Source organism: Ruegeria profundi (assembly GCF_020171505.1).
GTDB lineage: Bacteria > Pseudomonadota > Alphaproteobacteria > Rhodobacterales > Rhodobacteraceae > Ruegeria > Ruegeria profundi.
Window position 1 is genome coordinate 77,416 of the sequence record NZ_JAIUZS010000002.1, and the last position, 13,407, is coordinate 90,822.

Below are 13,407 nucleotides of genomic sequence, written 5' to 3' on the forward strand. Positions count from 1 at the left end.
CATCATCCCTTTTTCGAGGGTGTTTCCAATCGGGCGCGTACCGTTGCAAGGAAGCGTGCCGCCTCGCCACCGGTAACGGCGCGGTGGTCGAAGCTCAGTGACAAGGGAAGCACCCGCTGTTCTTGTGGCCTGCCATCCTTCAGTGTGATGCGAGTACCGATCCGACCAGCGCCAAGGATGGCAACCTGTGGTGGAACGACCACCAGCACCGCATGTTCACCGCCGATCATACCAAAATTCGAAAGGGTTATCGTTGCATCGCGCATCGCCTCTGGGGTGATGGTCCGGTTGCGGACCGAAGCTTTGAGCGCTGCCAATTCGGACGCCAGATCGCGCGGGGTGTTGACGCCGCGCAGCACCGGGGCGAATAAACCATCAGGCGTATCCATAGCTATCGCCAAGTCCACATGCGCATGCAATTGACGTCGTTTACCGTCGAACCAAGCGTTCAGCGCGGGTTCTGCGACGCATGCAGCAGCAATGGCACAAACAAGGTGCAGCGTCGTATTTTCATCCGCTGCCCAGGCGGATATGTCGGCATGATCCATAACGGTCGCTGGCACTACGCTGGTGCCTGAGCGCTCCATCGTCCGAGCCATGACTCGGCGCGGCCCGTGCAACGCTTCGCCCAAGCCGACGGCGGCTGTCAGTACATCTGCAGATTGGATCGTACCGTCGGGACCGGTGCCGGCGACAATCGCAAGATCAACCCCGCGCTCGGCTGCCAACTTGCGCACTGCCGGGCTGGCCTTGACCCGGGCCACTGTTTCCGCAGGGGGGTCCGCCAGTGAATCTTTGGGGTTCGGGGCCGCAACATTTATCTCGCCCACGACAGAGCCTTTGTCCGTAGCACGCTCACTGTCGAATACTACCAAAGCTCCACCCACGGGCACGATCTCACCCGGTTTCGCCATGAGCCGGGAAATGGTGCCGCTAAAGGGCGAGGGCACTTCGACCACCGCTTTGTCGGTCTCGACCGATACCAGCGGCTGGTCAGCGATCACATGATCGCCGGCGGTCACATGCCAGGCGACGATTTCCGCTTCTTTCAGACCTTCTCCAAGATCGGGTAGGTGAAATATGCTCATGCAAACTCCATGGTTTCCCGGGTCGCGCTCATTATGCGGGCGACGTCCGGAAAGAAATGATTTTCGAGCCGTGAATAGGGAGTTACAGTGTCATACCCGGTGACCCGTCGAACCGGCGCCAGAAGGCTGGTCAGGCGGTTATTGGCCAGATCGGCGGCTACCTCGGCGCCAAACCCGCCAGTCATCGGTGCTTCGTGAACGATCACACAGCGCCCGGTCTTTTCTACTGACGTGTGTACCGCGGCGCGGTCATAAGGTTTCAAGGTCGCCAGGTCGATCACCTCGGCCTCGACCCCTTCACTGGAAAGTTGATTGGCGGCTTCTAGCACTTCCTTGCAACATGCGCCCCACGTGATCAGGGTCACATCGCCGCCCGCGCGCAGAGTAAAGGCGGTGTCGAGCAGCAGTGCCTTTCCGTCATCCTCGACCGGTTCCGAAAACGCGCGGTAGAGCCGTTTCGGTTCTAAAAATACAACAGGATCAGGGTCTTGGATCGCCGCCAGCAACAGACCATAGGCTTGAGCGGGTGAACTAGGGATCACGACCCGCAGCCCTGGTATATGCGCGAGCATTGCCTCCATGCTTTCAGAATGGTGCTCGGGTGCCTTGATGCCGCCGCCATAAGGCGCACGCAACACCATCGGGCAACTCAGTCGCCCCCTGGTGCGATTGCGCAGTCTGGCGGCATGATTGGCTAACTGGTCTATGGCAGAATAGATAAAGCCCATAAACTGGATTTCGGCCACTGGCCTCAGCCCCTGCGCTGCAGCGCCTACCGCGACTCCAGCGATCACAGTTTCGGACAGGGGGGTGTCGCGCACCCGTGAAGCACCGTGACGCTGGATCAGTCCGTCGGTGGCTCGAAAAACACCGCCATCGATGCCCACATCCTCGCCAAATATGATCACCTCGGGGTCGTCTCGCAGTGCCCGGTCGAGGGCCAGCCGTATTGCCTCGATCATCGAAAGTTCAGCCATCTGCGACCTCCTCGGCTTGGAAAGCCAGATTGGCGGGCAGCTCTGCGAAAAGATGGTCGAACATGGCCCGAGCTGGCTCTGGTTCAATGGTCAGGTAGGCTTCGGCCGCCGCATTCACACAGGTATCGGATTCGTGCAGGAGAGCCTTTTCTTCCTCTCTGCTCCAGCCATGATGCGCCACAAGATGGTTTCGCAGCCTTGCAATGGGTTCTTCCCGCCAATGCGGGCTGACCTCTTCGTCATCGCGATAACGGCTGGCGTCGTCCGCGGTCGTGTGGTCGCCCAGCCGATAGGTCTGGCATTCGATCAAGCTGCCGCCTTTTCCGACCCGCGCGTTATCCAGCGCTTCAGCGACTGCGGCTCGAACTGCGATCACATCGTTGCCATCGACAATTTTTCCCGGTACCCCTGCCGCTACCGCTTTTTGCGCCAGCGTCTGAGCCGCGCTCTGATCGCTGCGTCTGACGGAAATAGCCCATTGGTTGTTGTTGATCACGAAGACTGCCGGTAGACGCCAGACTCCAACCAGATTCAGCGCCTCGTAGAAATCTCCTTTGGACGTGGCGCCGTCGCCAGCTACTGCCACCGCCACCCGTGCCTCGCTGCGCTGCGCAATTGCCAGTGCGACCCCGGCGGCATGGGGGAAATGTGAGGCAACCGGGATACAAACCGGAAAATCCTGCGCCTGCTCGGCAAAAGCATTGCCACGCTCGTCACCAGCCCAGAACAGAAACAGTTCCTCTAAGGAAACGCCGCGCAGCATCTGCGCGCCGTGCTCTCGGAAAGAGGGCAGGAAAACGTCCTCGTCCCGCATCGCAAACGCGGTACCAATGCCGATCGCCTCTTGCCCCAAACTTGAGCCATAGGTGCCCAGCCGCCCTGTGCGTTGCAGTGCAATTGCCTTGGTATCGAAGGTCCTGGTCAGCATCATCGCTCGATACATACTCACCAAACTATCACGGTCGTGGGCAAAATCGGGCAGGTCGCCCACGACTTCTCCTTCCGGCGTAAGGAACCGTAGTGGTTCTGGCACCGTGATTTGTACGCTATCAACCATGGCCTATTCCCTTTTTACGCTTTCAAGGTCCCGCGCCATTTGTTCGCACATCACGTTTTTCTGCACCTTGCCGGCTATCGTCCTTCGGACGCTATCGGCAAACCTGATGTGACGCGGGAATTTGAAATGCGCGATTTGCCCTTGCAGAATTCGCGGCTGTCCTCGGTGTTGTCGTAATGGCCTTTGCTTGGCTTGATCCAGGCGCAAACCTCTTCGCCGGATTTCTCGTTCGGGGCACGCATCGCTTCGACGTGATCAATGACCGGGTGATTACAGAGGAAACCCCGTGCTCGTAGCTCTTCGACGCGTGAACGTTATGGTAAACCTCTTGCATTCAGAGCCTCCCACTCTGTCCGTAAGGCGGCCGACTCCGGTTTTTTTGGGTCCCGGCGTTGCATTGAAATAGCATACCGCCAGACCCGCGATCAGGGATTGATGGAAATCAAATGCTGATGACAGTTCCACCTGCAACAGGGCACCTTGTGAGATTTCTATAAAGCAATGCAGCGCAGCCGGGATACCTAAAGGCTGATCCTACGCTTATGAGCGGTCATTCTGGGACGTATTATTGCATCTTTATATTTCCTCTTAAAATCAATTAGTTTTCTTGTTTCCAATGCCTGCCGAAAGTGCGTTGGTAACAGACTGCGTGCCAATCTTTCTGGAAAGGACACACAGCAGGAGCGTCAGGAATAACCAGGGCAACATGACCGAAATCAAAGCGAACTTGGCTGGTCCTTGTCACACTACAATTCGAGCTAACACTCCTGACCGACCCCGATGGTCAGTTCCTGTGTCGGTCAGGGCTGTAGGGGAGGGACGAGAAATGAACCAACTTGGTCTGAGGTTCTCGGATCGCGCCGAAGCTGGTCGCCAATTGGGAACTCGTTTGGCAGGCATGGCATTGGATAGTCCTGTTGTCTATGCTTTGCCGCGCGGTGGCGTGCCAGTGGCCGTTGAGGTTGCGCGCGCGCTTGAAGCACCGTTAGATCTGATATTCGTTCGCAAAATAGGTGCGCCGGGATCGCCAGAGGTCGCGCTTGGAGCGATCGTTGACGGTGAAAACCCTCAAATCGTTGTTAATGAAGAGATTCAGAGACGATCACGCGCTGGTGCCGATTATCTTGAGAAAGCACGTGCAAGGGAATTGCACGAATTAGAAAGACGTCGATCGCGATACCTTGGTGAGCGTGCGCAGGTATCTGCGAAAGGCAAAACCGCTGTTATTGTAGATGATGGGCTAGCGACCGGAGCGACGATGAAAGCGGCTCTTATCGCGATGCAGCAGCAAGGCGCAAAGAAAGTGTGCATTGCAGTTCCCGTCGCCCCGGCTGAAGTCGCAATAGAATTCCAAAATTTAGCCGACGAAGTTGTTTGCCTGAACCCGGCGCAGCAGTTCTTTGGCGTCGGTGCTTTTTTCGATGACTTTCATCAACTTAGTGATGAGGAAACCATAGGTCTCTTGCGGGAAGGGTGGTCGGAAAACAATAATGAACAGCTATCGTCCGGGTTTTCATCCCGGCAAGTTGCGGTGCTTCCTTTAGCGCTTTCCGGAGAAATCATTGTTCCGCCTGATCCCCTTGGACTGGTAATTTTCGCGCATGGTAGCGGGTCGAGCAGGTTAAGTCCCCGCAACAAGGCTGTGGCCAATACGTTGAACACCCGCGGCTTTGCAACTTTGCTCTTTGACCTGCTGACACCGGATGAGGCGCAGGATCGACGAAATGTCTTCGACATCCCTCTATTGGCCGACCGGATTGTAGAGACTGTTCTTTACGCCAGCGGTGAGCCGGACATAGCTGACTTGCCGATTGGCCTGTTCGGTTCCAGCACCGGCGCAGGTGCATCGCTGGTTGCTGCGGCGGAATTAAAAGACCGCATCGGCGCTGTTGTTTCCCGCGGCGGACGTCCTGATCTTGCTGGTGAAAAACTCAATAACGTCACCGCACCGACACTGCTCATTGTTGGCGGCGACGACCATCATGTGATTACCTTGAACAGGCAGGCCCTCAGCGCGCTGACTTGTGAAAAGCTCCTCAAGATCGTTCCGAATGCCGGCCACTTGTTTGAAGAGGCAGGCGCGCTCGAGATGGTGACTGAATTGGCCTGCAATTGGTTTCAACACCATCTAACGGTGCCGGAGACTGCAGTACATCCAGAACCAGAGTTTCATTTGAAAAGCTCGGAAGACATTGCGAAGGTGCTGCGCAAGAACGTGATTTCACTACCGGAACCAGAAGATCCGTCCTTTGCGGAAGCATTTGACAGGTTTGGAACGGCAAGAGTGGTTCTGTTGGGCGAAGCCTCACACGGAACTTCGGAATTCTATCGTGCAAGGGCTGCGATTACGAACCGGCTAATCGATAAACACGGCTTTAATTTGATAGCCGTAGAGGCCGACTGGCCCGATGCCGCCGCAATTGACCGTTACATTCGCAATAAACCAGGCAGACCGATGCGCAGCCCGCCATTTTCTAGGTTTCCGACGTGGATGTGGCGGAACCGTGAAGTCGATGATTTTATCGCTGGCTTACGTCGACGCAATTCGGGACTCTCACCTGAAAATCAGGTGAAGTTTACAGGTTTAGATATTTACAGCATGCACACGTCTATTGGGGCAGTACTGGACTATCTTGACCGGGTAGACCCGACCGCAGCTGCCGAAGCCCGACAGCGCTATGCCTGTTTCGATCCCTGGTCGCATGAACTGGCATCATACGGCCGAGCCTCGCTAAGCCGTGGCTACGCGTTGTGTGAGGCTCCGGTAATGCGCACATTGCTCGACTTGCTACAGGGCGAACTGCAATATGCTGCGCAAGATGGCGATGACTTCTTCGATGCCGTTCAAAACGCGCGGCTTGTCGCGAATTCGGAACGCTACTATCGCGTGATGTACTACGGGTCACATGAGTCTTGGAACTTGCGGGACAGCCATATGTTCAAGACATTAAAGCAGAGTTTGGACCATGCCGGACCTAATGCAAAAGCCGTCGTTTGGGCACATAATTCGCACATCGGAGATGCCCGTTTTACTGATATGGGCACCGCGCGTGGCGAATTGAACATCGGTCAGCTGTGTAGAGCGGAGTTTGGCGACGACGCTGTACTCATCGGCTTTAGCACAAACACAGGGACGGTTGCGGCCGCCTCGGAATGGGATGCACCGATGGAAATAAAGTCCGTTCGACATTCCCGAACCGATAGCTACGAGGCAATTTGCCACCAAGTGGGCGTGCCTCGCTTCCTGCTCAACCTCGGAAACGATCTGGATTCTTCACTTCGCACTGCGCTTTCAGAACCGCGTCTGGAGCGATATATTGGAGTGATCTACCGCCCCGAAACCGAACGTTGGAGCCACTACTCTCACGCATCGCTACCCGATCAGTATGATGCGTTCGTGTGGTTTGATGAGACCTGCGCGGTAACCCCAATACCAACGCGTGTGTCGGCCGGTGAGGATGAGACCTACCCGTTTGGGCTCTGACTCTTTTGTGGTGTGAGTAGGCTGATCGCACTTGGGTCACATCCTCGAAACTAAAAGTCTTGGACTGAAGCTTTGCAATTGAATCCGGCTGTTGCCGTTCAAAGCCAGATGGGGGTCTTCCATGATCGGACGCAGGGTTGAGCTTTTTCAATGGGTTTGATGGATTTTGGAATGCTCAGAAGCCGCTACCGAGCTAAAAGACGTGGCACCAAGCTGACCCAGAGCACGGACTAGCTCCAGCTTAAGGATTTCCATTGCGCGCGCTGCGCCCTTGGCGCCGCCCGCCCCGACGCCATAAGCCAGCGCCCGGCCTGTAAGGACGAAATCCGCCCCAAGTGCTTTGGCACGCAGGATGTCAGCGCCACGGCGAACGCCGCTGTCGAGGAGGATCTTCAGTTTTCCGTCGATTGCCTCGGCGATGGCGGGCAGAGCCTCGATGGTTGGTGGTCCGAAGGCGACCTGCCGCCCGCCGTGGTTGGAGATCACGATGCCGTCCGCGCCCAGCTCTGCGCACTTGATCGCGTCCTGCGGGTGCAGAATGCCCTTGACCAGAAATATGCCTTTCCAGCGATCACGCAATTGCTGAAGTTGGTGCCACGTCAGGCCGGGGGTGATCAGCGTTTTTTGAACATCAGCATAAGATGTGGCACTTTGCAGAAGGTCGGCGTAATTGGCGATGTTGGGTTTGCCGTGCCGCAGGCTGGCCAGCGACCAGACCGGATTGGCGGCTAGTTGCAGCATGACCTCGGGCGTGAACTTAAACGGCACAGACAGTTGATTGCGAATGTCACGGTCGCGTTTGCCTGCCGCCGGTACATCGACGGTGACCATCATCACGTCATACCCCGCAGCCTCGGCCCGGGAGATCAGGCCCTCGGTCACGGTATGGTCGCCGGAAACATAGAGCTGGAACCAGCCATTACCGTCTGCTGCCTCGGCGAGTTCCTCCAGCGTGGTGGAGGCGGCGGAGCTGGCAACGTAAGGCACGTTTTCGCTCTTACAAAGGCGTGCCAGCGTCAGGTCGGCCTCAGGCCAGAAGGCGTTCAGCATACCAATAGGTGCTTGCCCGAAAGGCAGATCGAATGTCTGGCCAAAAAGTTCAGCCTTGGTGTCTATCATAGACACATCCACCATGTAGCGCGGGACCAGTTCGACCTCTTCGAAGGCCTCGGTGTTGCGCCGCATATTGCGTTCTCCCTCTGCGCCTCCATCGACCAGATCGAAGGCGAAACGCGGAATGCGGCGCTTGGCACGCGCGCGCAGATCATCAATGGATGCAGCGCGGTCTAAGCTCATCAGATCGACCAGCCCCCGTCGACGGCGAAGGCCTGGCCCGTGGTGAAGGCCGCCAGATCACCGGCGAGGTAACAGACCATCTCGGCGATCTCCTCGGGACGGCCAAGACGGCCCATTGGCTGGCGACTTTTGAAGGCGGCCAGTGCCTTGTCGAAATCCCCTGTGGCGTGCAGACGGTCCTCGAGCGAGGGGCTTTGCACCGTGCCGGGGCAGATCGCATTGCAGCGGATGCCGTCCTTCACGAAATCGGCGGCAATCGCCTTGGTCATACCGATGATGGCGGCCTTGGACGCACCATAGGCAAACCGGCGCGGCGCGCCCTTTTCGCTGGATACGATGGAGGCGATGTTAATGATGGAACCGGCTCTCTTTTCCAGCATGCCGGGCAGAACCGCCTTGGTCAGCCGGAAAAGAGCCTTGGCATTCAGATCAAAAGACCGGTCCCAGACCGCATCGTCACAATCAAGAATGGTTCCGTCATGCACCCAGCCTGCGCAGTTCACAAGGATGTCAGCAGGCGGAATCTCCGCGATCAGAGCCTCGACTGCCTCAGCGTCCAGCACGTCCAGCTGATGTGTCGTAATCTGGTCAGAAGCCAGCGAGGCAAGCCCTTCGGCGTTAATATCCGTGGCTATCACTGCCGCGCCGCGCGCCGCCAAAGCCTCAGCCGAGGCGCGCCCGATGCCGTTTGCGGCAGCGGTGATCAGGGCAGTTTTCCCATTAAGTTCAAGTGTCATTTCAATCCTTTCATCTAGCCATCCAGCCGCCGTCCACGGTGACCACGCTGCCGTGGCAGTATGCGGCGGCTTTGGAAGCCAGGAAAACGGCAGCCCCTGCGATTTCGGATGGCTCCGCGAACCGCCCGGCGGGAATGCGGTCCAGCAGCGCTTTGGACCGCTCAGGATCATCCCGCAGTGCCTGGGTGTTGTCGGTGGCCGTGTAACCCGGTGCGATGGCGTTCACGTTCACACCCCTTGCGGCCCATTCGTTGCAAAGCGCGCGGGTCAGGCCGTTCACTGCATGTTTGCTTGCGGCATAGGCGGGCACACGCAACCCGCCCTGTGAGCCGAGAACGGAAGACACGATGACGATTTTGCCCGCCCCTTGGTCCACCATCCGCCGTCCTGCCGCCTGGCTTAGCAGCCAGACGCTGTCGAGGTTGACCGCCAACACCCGGCGCCAATCTTCCAGCGGCATATCCGTGCTGTCCTCGCGGTGGATGATACCCGCGTTGTTGATCAGGATGTCGAGCCCGTCCAGCGCCTTGGCCGCGAAATCCACGATGGCGGTGGCCGCGGTCTCGTCCATGTCCAAAAAATCGGCCTTCACGGCAGCGGCTTTTCGCCCTAGGGCTTCGATTTCGGCAATCGTGTCTTCGGGTTGGTGGCTGCGGTAGGTCAGGGCGATATCAGCCCCGGCGGCGGCAAGGCCAAGGGCGATACCCTTGCCAATGCCAGTCGCGCCGCCGGTGACCAGTGCCTTCCGGCCTGTCAGGTCGAACGGATGTGCCATCGCTCAGTACCGGTTCGCAATTGGCAGATCTTCGGCAGGGAAGAGGCTAATCACCTCGCAGCCGGTCTCTGTCACCACGACCTCTTCCTCGATCCGCGCGGCGGAGTATCCGTCGGCTGCCGGGCAGTAGGTCTCCAGTGCAAAGACCATGCCGGTCTGGATTTCCATCGGATGATCCAGCGACACGGCACGTGAAATGATCGGGCGTTCATGCAGCGCCAGACCCAGCCCGTGACCGAATTGCAGGCCAAAGGCCGCGTCCTCATTCGGGAAGCCGAACTCCTCGGCCTTGGGCCAGAGCTCTGCGACCTTGTCGGTGGATACGCCCGGCTTGATCGCCTCGATGGAGGCGTCGATCCATTCGCGCGCCTTCACATAGGCGTCATTCTGCGCAGGTGTCGCCCGACCGATATTGAAGGTCCGGTAATAACAGGTGCGATAACCCTGATAGGACTGGAGGATGTCAAAAAACGCCTGATCGCCGGGTCGGAACAGCCGGTCGGTGAAGTTGTGTGGATGCGGGTTGCAGCGTTCGCCCGAAATGGCGTTGATGGCCTCGACGTCGTCCGAGCCCATTTCGTAGAGCATCTTGTTCGATAGGGCGACGATATCGTTCTCGCGCACACCCGGCTTCAGCTCTTCGTAGATCATGTGATAGACGCCATCGACCATCGACGCGGCTTGCGTTAGAAGCTGGATTTCATCCCAGTTCTTGATCTCGCGTGCCGCCAGCATGATCTGCTGGCCGTCGACAACATGCAGGCCCTCTTCCTGAAGGGCATGGAACATGGCGGTTTCGGCATAGTCCACGCCAACAGGCATGTCAGCCATGCCCGCGTCGCGGATCAGGCCCGCGATCTGTTTGGCGTATTTCTTCATCAAACCGAACTCGGGCGGGATGGTGCCGCGCATACCAACGACACCGGCAAGGCAGTGATCGGGCTCAAGCCAGTCGGAATATCGCTTGTGATGTTGTGCGGCAGAGCCGAAATCCCAGACATAAGGCGAATCGTCACCGGTCAGCAGGCAAAAGCGGCACATCTTGTCCCGCTCCCATTCGCCGATCTTGGTGGCGCTGACGTATCGGATGTTGTTCACATCGAACAACAGAAGCGTACCTGCAGGCGAGTTTTGTAACGCCTGCCGGGTCCGGGCCAGGCGGTAGCGGCGCAGTCGGTCATGGTCGATCCGGCGTTCGAAGTCGACGGACAAATGCCCCCAGGCAGGTAGCTTGTCGCGCCACTCCCAGTTGGGTTCAAGGTCTTGCGGGGTTAGCATGTTCGGCAACAATGCGCGTGACATATTAAGCTCCTTTCAGGAGGGGCGTCCTCCGGGTTTTGTAAGAAAGAATTGGAGGGGTGGCGTTACTTGGTCACCCAGCCCCCATCGATTGAGATCATCTGGCCGGTCATGTAGTCGCTGTCGTCCGATGCGAGGAACGAGGCGGTCCCGGTGATATCATCGGGGTAGGAGACCCGCTTGATCACCAGGTTGTTGTCGACGATATCGTCGTAAGCCTGCCCCGCACGTTCCTTGAAGCCGATTTCGACCAAGTCCTTGTCCAGCTGCTCCCACAACGGAGTGACAACTACGCCGGGGGCGTAGCCGTTTACGGTGATGTTGTGCTCGGCCAATCCGAGCGCGCCGCATTCGGTTAGTGCCAGGCAGCCGTATTTCGAAGTGCAATAGACGGTCACGTCAACCAGGGGTTTGCGTGACGCAATCGAACCCACATTGATCAGCTTGTAGGGGTGTTTTTCCATCGGCCCCTGGGCGATCATCTGCTTGGCCGTTTCCTGCATGCCCAACCACATCGCCTTGGTATTGACGTTCATGATCATGTCCCAGTTGTCTTCGTCGATATCCATGAAGAATCGAGGCTTGTTTAAACCAGCGTTAAAAAGGCCAACGTTGACGGATCCGAAAGCTTTGACTGTGGCGGCAACGGCGGCGGCGTTGTCTTCGCGCTTGGTCACATCCATCTTAACGGCAATCGCCTTGCCATTACCCGCCGCGTTTATGCGGTCGGCAACTTGCTGTGCCTCATCAAGATCAAGGTCCCCAAGGCAAACGTTCGCACCTTGTGCGGCGAAGGCTTCGGCATTGGCCGCGCCCATGCCGCGCGCGGCACCGGTGATCAGAATGTTCTTACCTTTCAGGCGATTGGGGTCCATGATTTTTCCTCCTTGAATCTATGGTGTCCCGTTTGGTCCCATCAGCGCGTCGGCCCTTGCCTGAGCCTTGCGCAGAGCGTCTCGCGGTGGGGTGATCCCGCGAAGCATGTCGTGAAACTCCTCGCCGCAGATGCGGATGATATCGACGATTTCGGGGACCGGCGGGCGCGGCCAGAACTGCAGTTCGTCGCGCCATGACATTGCGTCCACCGCCTCGAATATCGGCGAAGCACGTCGCACGTCGGGGTCAGACGCGACCGAATAGCGCGGGTTGGTACGGCTACCGTTCTGGACGTACAGCTTCTGCGCCTCGGGCGAGGTGAAAACAGTCAGCGCTTCGACAGCGGCCGGCACGCGCTCGGGCGGCAGGTTGGCCGGAATCCCCATCACGTAGCCACCGACCGGAGCGACCGGATGCGCAGCAGGTCCTGCGGGGTGCGGAAGGTAACCGGTCTGGCCGCAGGCGGGGGAACTTTCATCAAGCTCGAAATACGGAGCAAGCAGTGTGTAGCCATAGGCCATTGCGATCTTGCCCTCAGCATAGGGGCGTACCCGCTCATACCAGGACATCGACAAGATATCAGGCGGAGAGAAGTCCAGAAGCTCCCGCAGGAACTCTGCCGCGCGCAGTCCGGCTTCGGTATCGATCGTGGGACGATATGCACCGAATGCAAGGTTTCGAGCGTCAAACCCCCCTGCGAATTCAGGAAGGTTCAGAACCGGCTGTCCGAAATCGGCCATCGTCATCAGAACCGTGTGCCCCAGCGCCGTGCCCCGTGCCGCGTTCCAGGCGATCCCGTGGAACCCGCGCCGGGGATTGTGAAGCGTGCGCGCAGCTTTGAGTAAATCGTCGGTTGTTGCGGGCGGCTCAAGCCCTGCCTCGGCGAAAAGGTCGCGGCGGTAGAACAGCAATTCCGGCGTCGTCTGCGCCGGCACACCGTAGGCGCGGCCGCCCCAATGCGCCGCCTGCCATCCGGCCGTATGGAAATCCGCCGGGTCCAGCCGAGCGATGTCCATAACCTTATCCAGCGGCATCAGGACGTTCTTTTCCGCAAATTCCCCGATCCAGGGTAGATCGACCGCAATGATGTCGTAGCGGCTTGTCGGGCGTTCTGCGTTTCGCAACGCCTCTTCGCGCAGACGGTCGATAGAAAAGGCGCGTTGGCTGATCTGTGTTCCGATTACCTGTTCGAACTGACGCTTGAGCGTATCCATTACCATGAAGGTCGGATCGCCATGCACGAGCACCCGGATACCCCCCGGCACCTTCAGCGGCTCCGGTAGGACGCTCAACGGCGGTATGGACTGCGCCGCAATATAGCTGCCGCCGAAGTAGTAATCCTTGGATCTCTGACCACGCGAACGCCCGCCGAATTGCGCCTCGGCCAGTCGGCGCATGCGCCCCGACACCTGCATCCACTGATCCAGAAGCTGGTTGCTGGGATGCATCGAAAAACTCTTGCCGCTTTTGGTACGTGGCCGCTGCTCGATCAGCCCTGTCTCAATCATCTCTTTCAGCTTGCGGTTGGCCGTGGCGTAGGGCACGCGGCTGGCCCCGATCAGCGCCGTCGGGGTTATGGTCTTTCCTGAAAAATGCCCGTCTAAAAGATGCACCACCATCCGCAGGTGCGGATTGGGTGCGACCAGATCGAACAAACCTTCCATTTCATCGCTGAAATCATCCAAGAAGGACAGGATATCCAATGCATCAGTCTTCGCTTGTGGCGAAACCTGGCTTGCAAAGCTATGTCCTTCTATGGCATTCATTTGTTTTTGTGACCTTTTTCGCCTTTGGCTTTTAAGCATGGCCGCTGATTTG

General features: G+C 58.1%; 10 protein-coding genes. 1 reads left to right on the forward strand and 9 read right to left on the reverse strand.

The window, feature by feature from the left end; translation table 11 throughout:
* Window positions 1–2 precede the first annotated feature (2 nt).
* From LCM21_RS06000 to pdhA, 3 genes are read right to left on the reverse strand one after another with little or no spacing between them, the layout of a single operon-like run.
* Complete coding sequence (locus LCM21_RS06000; RefSeq protein ID WP_224889777.1) at window positions 3–1,088, reverse strand: dihydrolipoamide acetyltransferase family protein; 1,086 nt, start codon at window positions 1,086–1,088, stop codon at window positions 3–5.
* Window positions 1,085–2,065 carry an alpha-ketoacid dehydrogenase subunit beta gene (locus LCM21_RS06005; RefSeq protein WP_224889778.1) on the reverse strand — a complete coding sequence of 327 codons (981 nt, stop codon included), beginning with the start codon at window positions 2,063–2,065 and terminating at the stop codon, window positions 1,085–1,087. Before LCM21_RS06005 ends, LCM21_RS06000 begins: the two co-directional genes overlap by 4 nt.
* On the reverse strand, window positions 2,058–3,122 hold the full coding sequence (pdhA, locus tag LCM21_RS06010; protein WP_224889779.1) for a pyruvate dehydrogenase (acetyl-transferring) E1 component subunit alpha: 1,065 nt from the start codon (window positions 3,120–3,122) through the stop codon (window positions 2,058–2,060). The genes LCM21_RS06005 and pdhA overlap by 8 nt, the downstream gene beginning before the upstream one ends.
* Window positions 3,123–3,771: 649 nt before the next feature.
* On the opposite strand from pdhA, the gene LCM21_RS06015 reads away from it, so the two are divergent.
* Complete coding sequence (locus LCM21_RS06015; RefSeq protein WP_224889780.1) at window positions 3,772–6,606, forward strand: erythromycin esterase family protein; 2,835 nt, start codon at window positions 3,772–3,774, stop codon at window positions 6,604–6,606.
* A 147-nt stretch (window positions 6,607–6,753) separates the two neighbouring features.
* Here LCM21_RS06015 and LCM21_RS06020 read toward each other — a convergent pair whose 3' ends face one another.
* The 6 genes from LCM21_RS06020 to LCM21_RS06045 form a co-directional block, all read right to left on the reverse strand.
* Window positions 6,754–7,902 (reverse strand): alpha-hydroxy acid oxidase, encoded by a 1,149-nt coding sequence (locus LCM21_RS06020; protein WP_224889781.1) that lies wholly within the window; start codon window positions 7,900–7,902, stop codon window positions 6,754–6,756.
* A complete protein-coding gene (locus tag LCM21_RS06025) occupies window positions 7,902–8,639 on the reverse strand; it encodes an SDR family oxidoreductase (protein ID WP_224889782.1) in 738 nt (245 codons plus the stop codon). Before LCM21_RS06025 ends, LCM21_RS06020 begins: the two co-directional genes overlap by 1 nt.
* 10 nt (window positions 8,640–8,649) lie before the next feature.
* The gene (locus LCM21_RS06030) at window positions 8,650–9,414 is read right to left on the reverse strand and encodes an SDR family oxidoreductase (RefSeq protein ID WP_224889783.1); all 765 of its coding nucleotides are present in this window, start codon (window positions 9,412–9,414) and stop codon (window positions 8,650–8,652) included.
* Window positions 9,415–9,417: 3 nt separating this feature from the next.
* Entirely contained in the window at window positions 9,418–10,716 is a 1,299-nt protein-coding gene (locus LCM21_RS06035) for a M24 family metallopeptidase (RefSeq protein WP_224889784.1), read from the reverse strand.
* A 62-nt stretch (window positions 10,717–10,778) separates the two neighbouring features.
* Window positions 10,779–11,588 (reverse strand): SDR family NAD(P)-dependent oxidoreductase, encoded by an 810-nt coding sequence (locus LCM21_RS06040; RefSeq protein WP_224889785.1) that lies wholly within the window; start codon window positions 11,586–11,588, stop codon window positions 10,779–10,781.
* An 18-nt stretch (window positions 11,589–11,606) separates the two neighbouring features.
* On the reverse strand, window positions 11,607–13,355 hold the full coding sequence (locus tag LCM21_RS06045) for an ABC transporter substrate-binding protein (protein ID WP_224889786.1): 1,749 nt from the start codon (window positions 13,353–13,355) through the stop codon (window positions 11,607–11,609).
* Window positions 13,356–13,407 lie beyond the last annotated feature (52 nt).

Bases quoted from the DNA above. Each gene is read 5' to 3' on its own strand.
- LCM21_RS06030 (WP_224889783.1), bottom strand. From the start codon at position 9,414: ATGGCACATCCGTTCGACCTGACAGGCCGGAAGGCACTGGTCACCGGC.
- LCM21_RS06005 (WP_224889778.1), bottom strand. From the start codon at position 2,065: ATGGCTGAACTTTCGATGATCGAGGCAATACGGCTGGCCCTCGACCGG.
- LCM21_RS06025 (WP_224889782.1), bottom strand. From the start codon at position 8,639: ATGACACTTGAACTTAATGGGAAAACTGCCCTGATCACCGCTGCCGCA.
- pdhA (WP_224889779.1), bottom strand. From the start codon at position 3,122: ATGGTTGATAGCGTACAAATCACGGTGCCAGAACCACTACGGTTCCTT.
- LCM21_RS06020 (WP_224889781.1), bottom strand. From the start codon at position 7,902: ATGAGCTTAGACCGCGCTGCATCCATTGATGATCTGCGCGCGCGTGCC.
- LCM21_RS06045 (WP_224889786.1), bottom strand. From the start codon at position 13,355: ATGAATGCCATAGAAGGACATAGCTTTGCAAGCCAGGTTTCGCCACAA.
- LCM21_RS06040 (WP_224889785.1), bottom strand. From the start codon at position 11,588: ATGGACCCCAATCGCCTGAAAGGTAAGAACATTCTGATCACCGGTGCC.
- LCM21_RS06000 (WP_224889777.1), bottom strand. From the start codon at position 1,088: ATGAGCATATTTCACCTACCCGATCTTGGAGAAGGTCTGAAAGAAGCG.
- LCM21_RS06035 (WP_224889784.1), bottom strand. From the start codon at position 10,716: ATGTCACGCGCATTGTTGCCGAACATGCTAACCCCGCAAGACCTTGAA.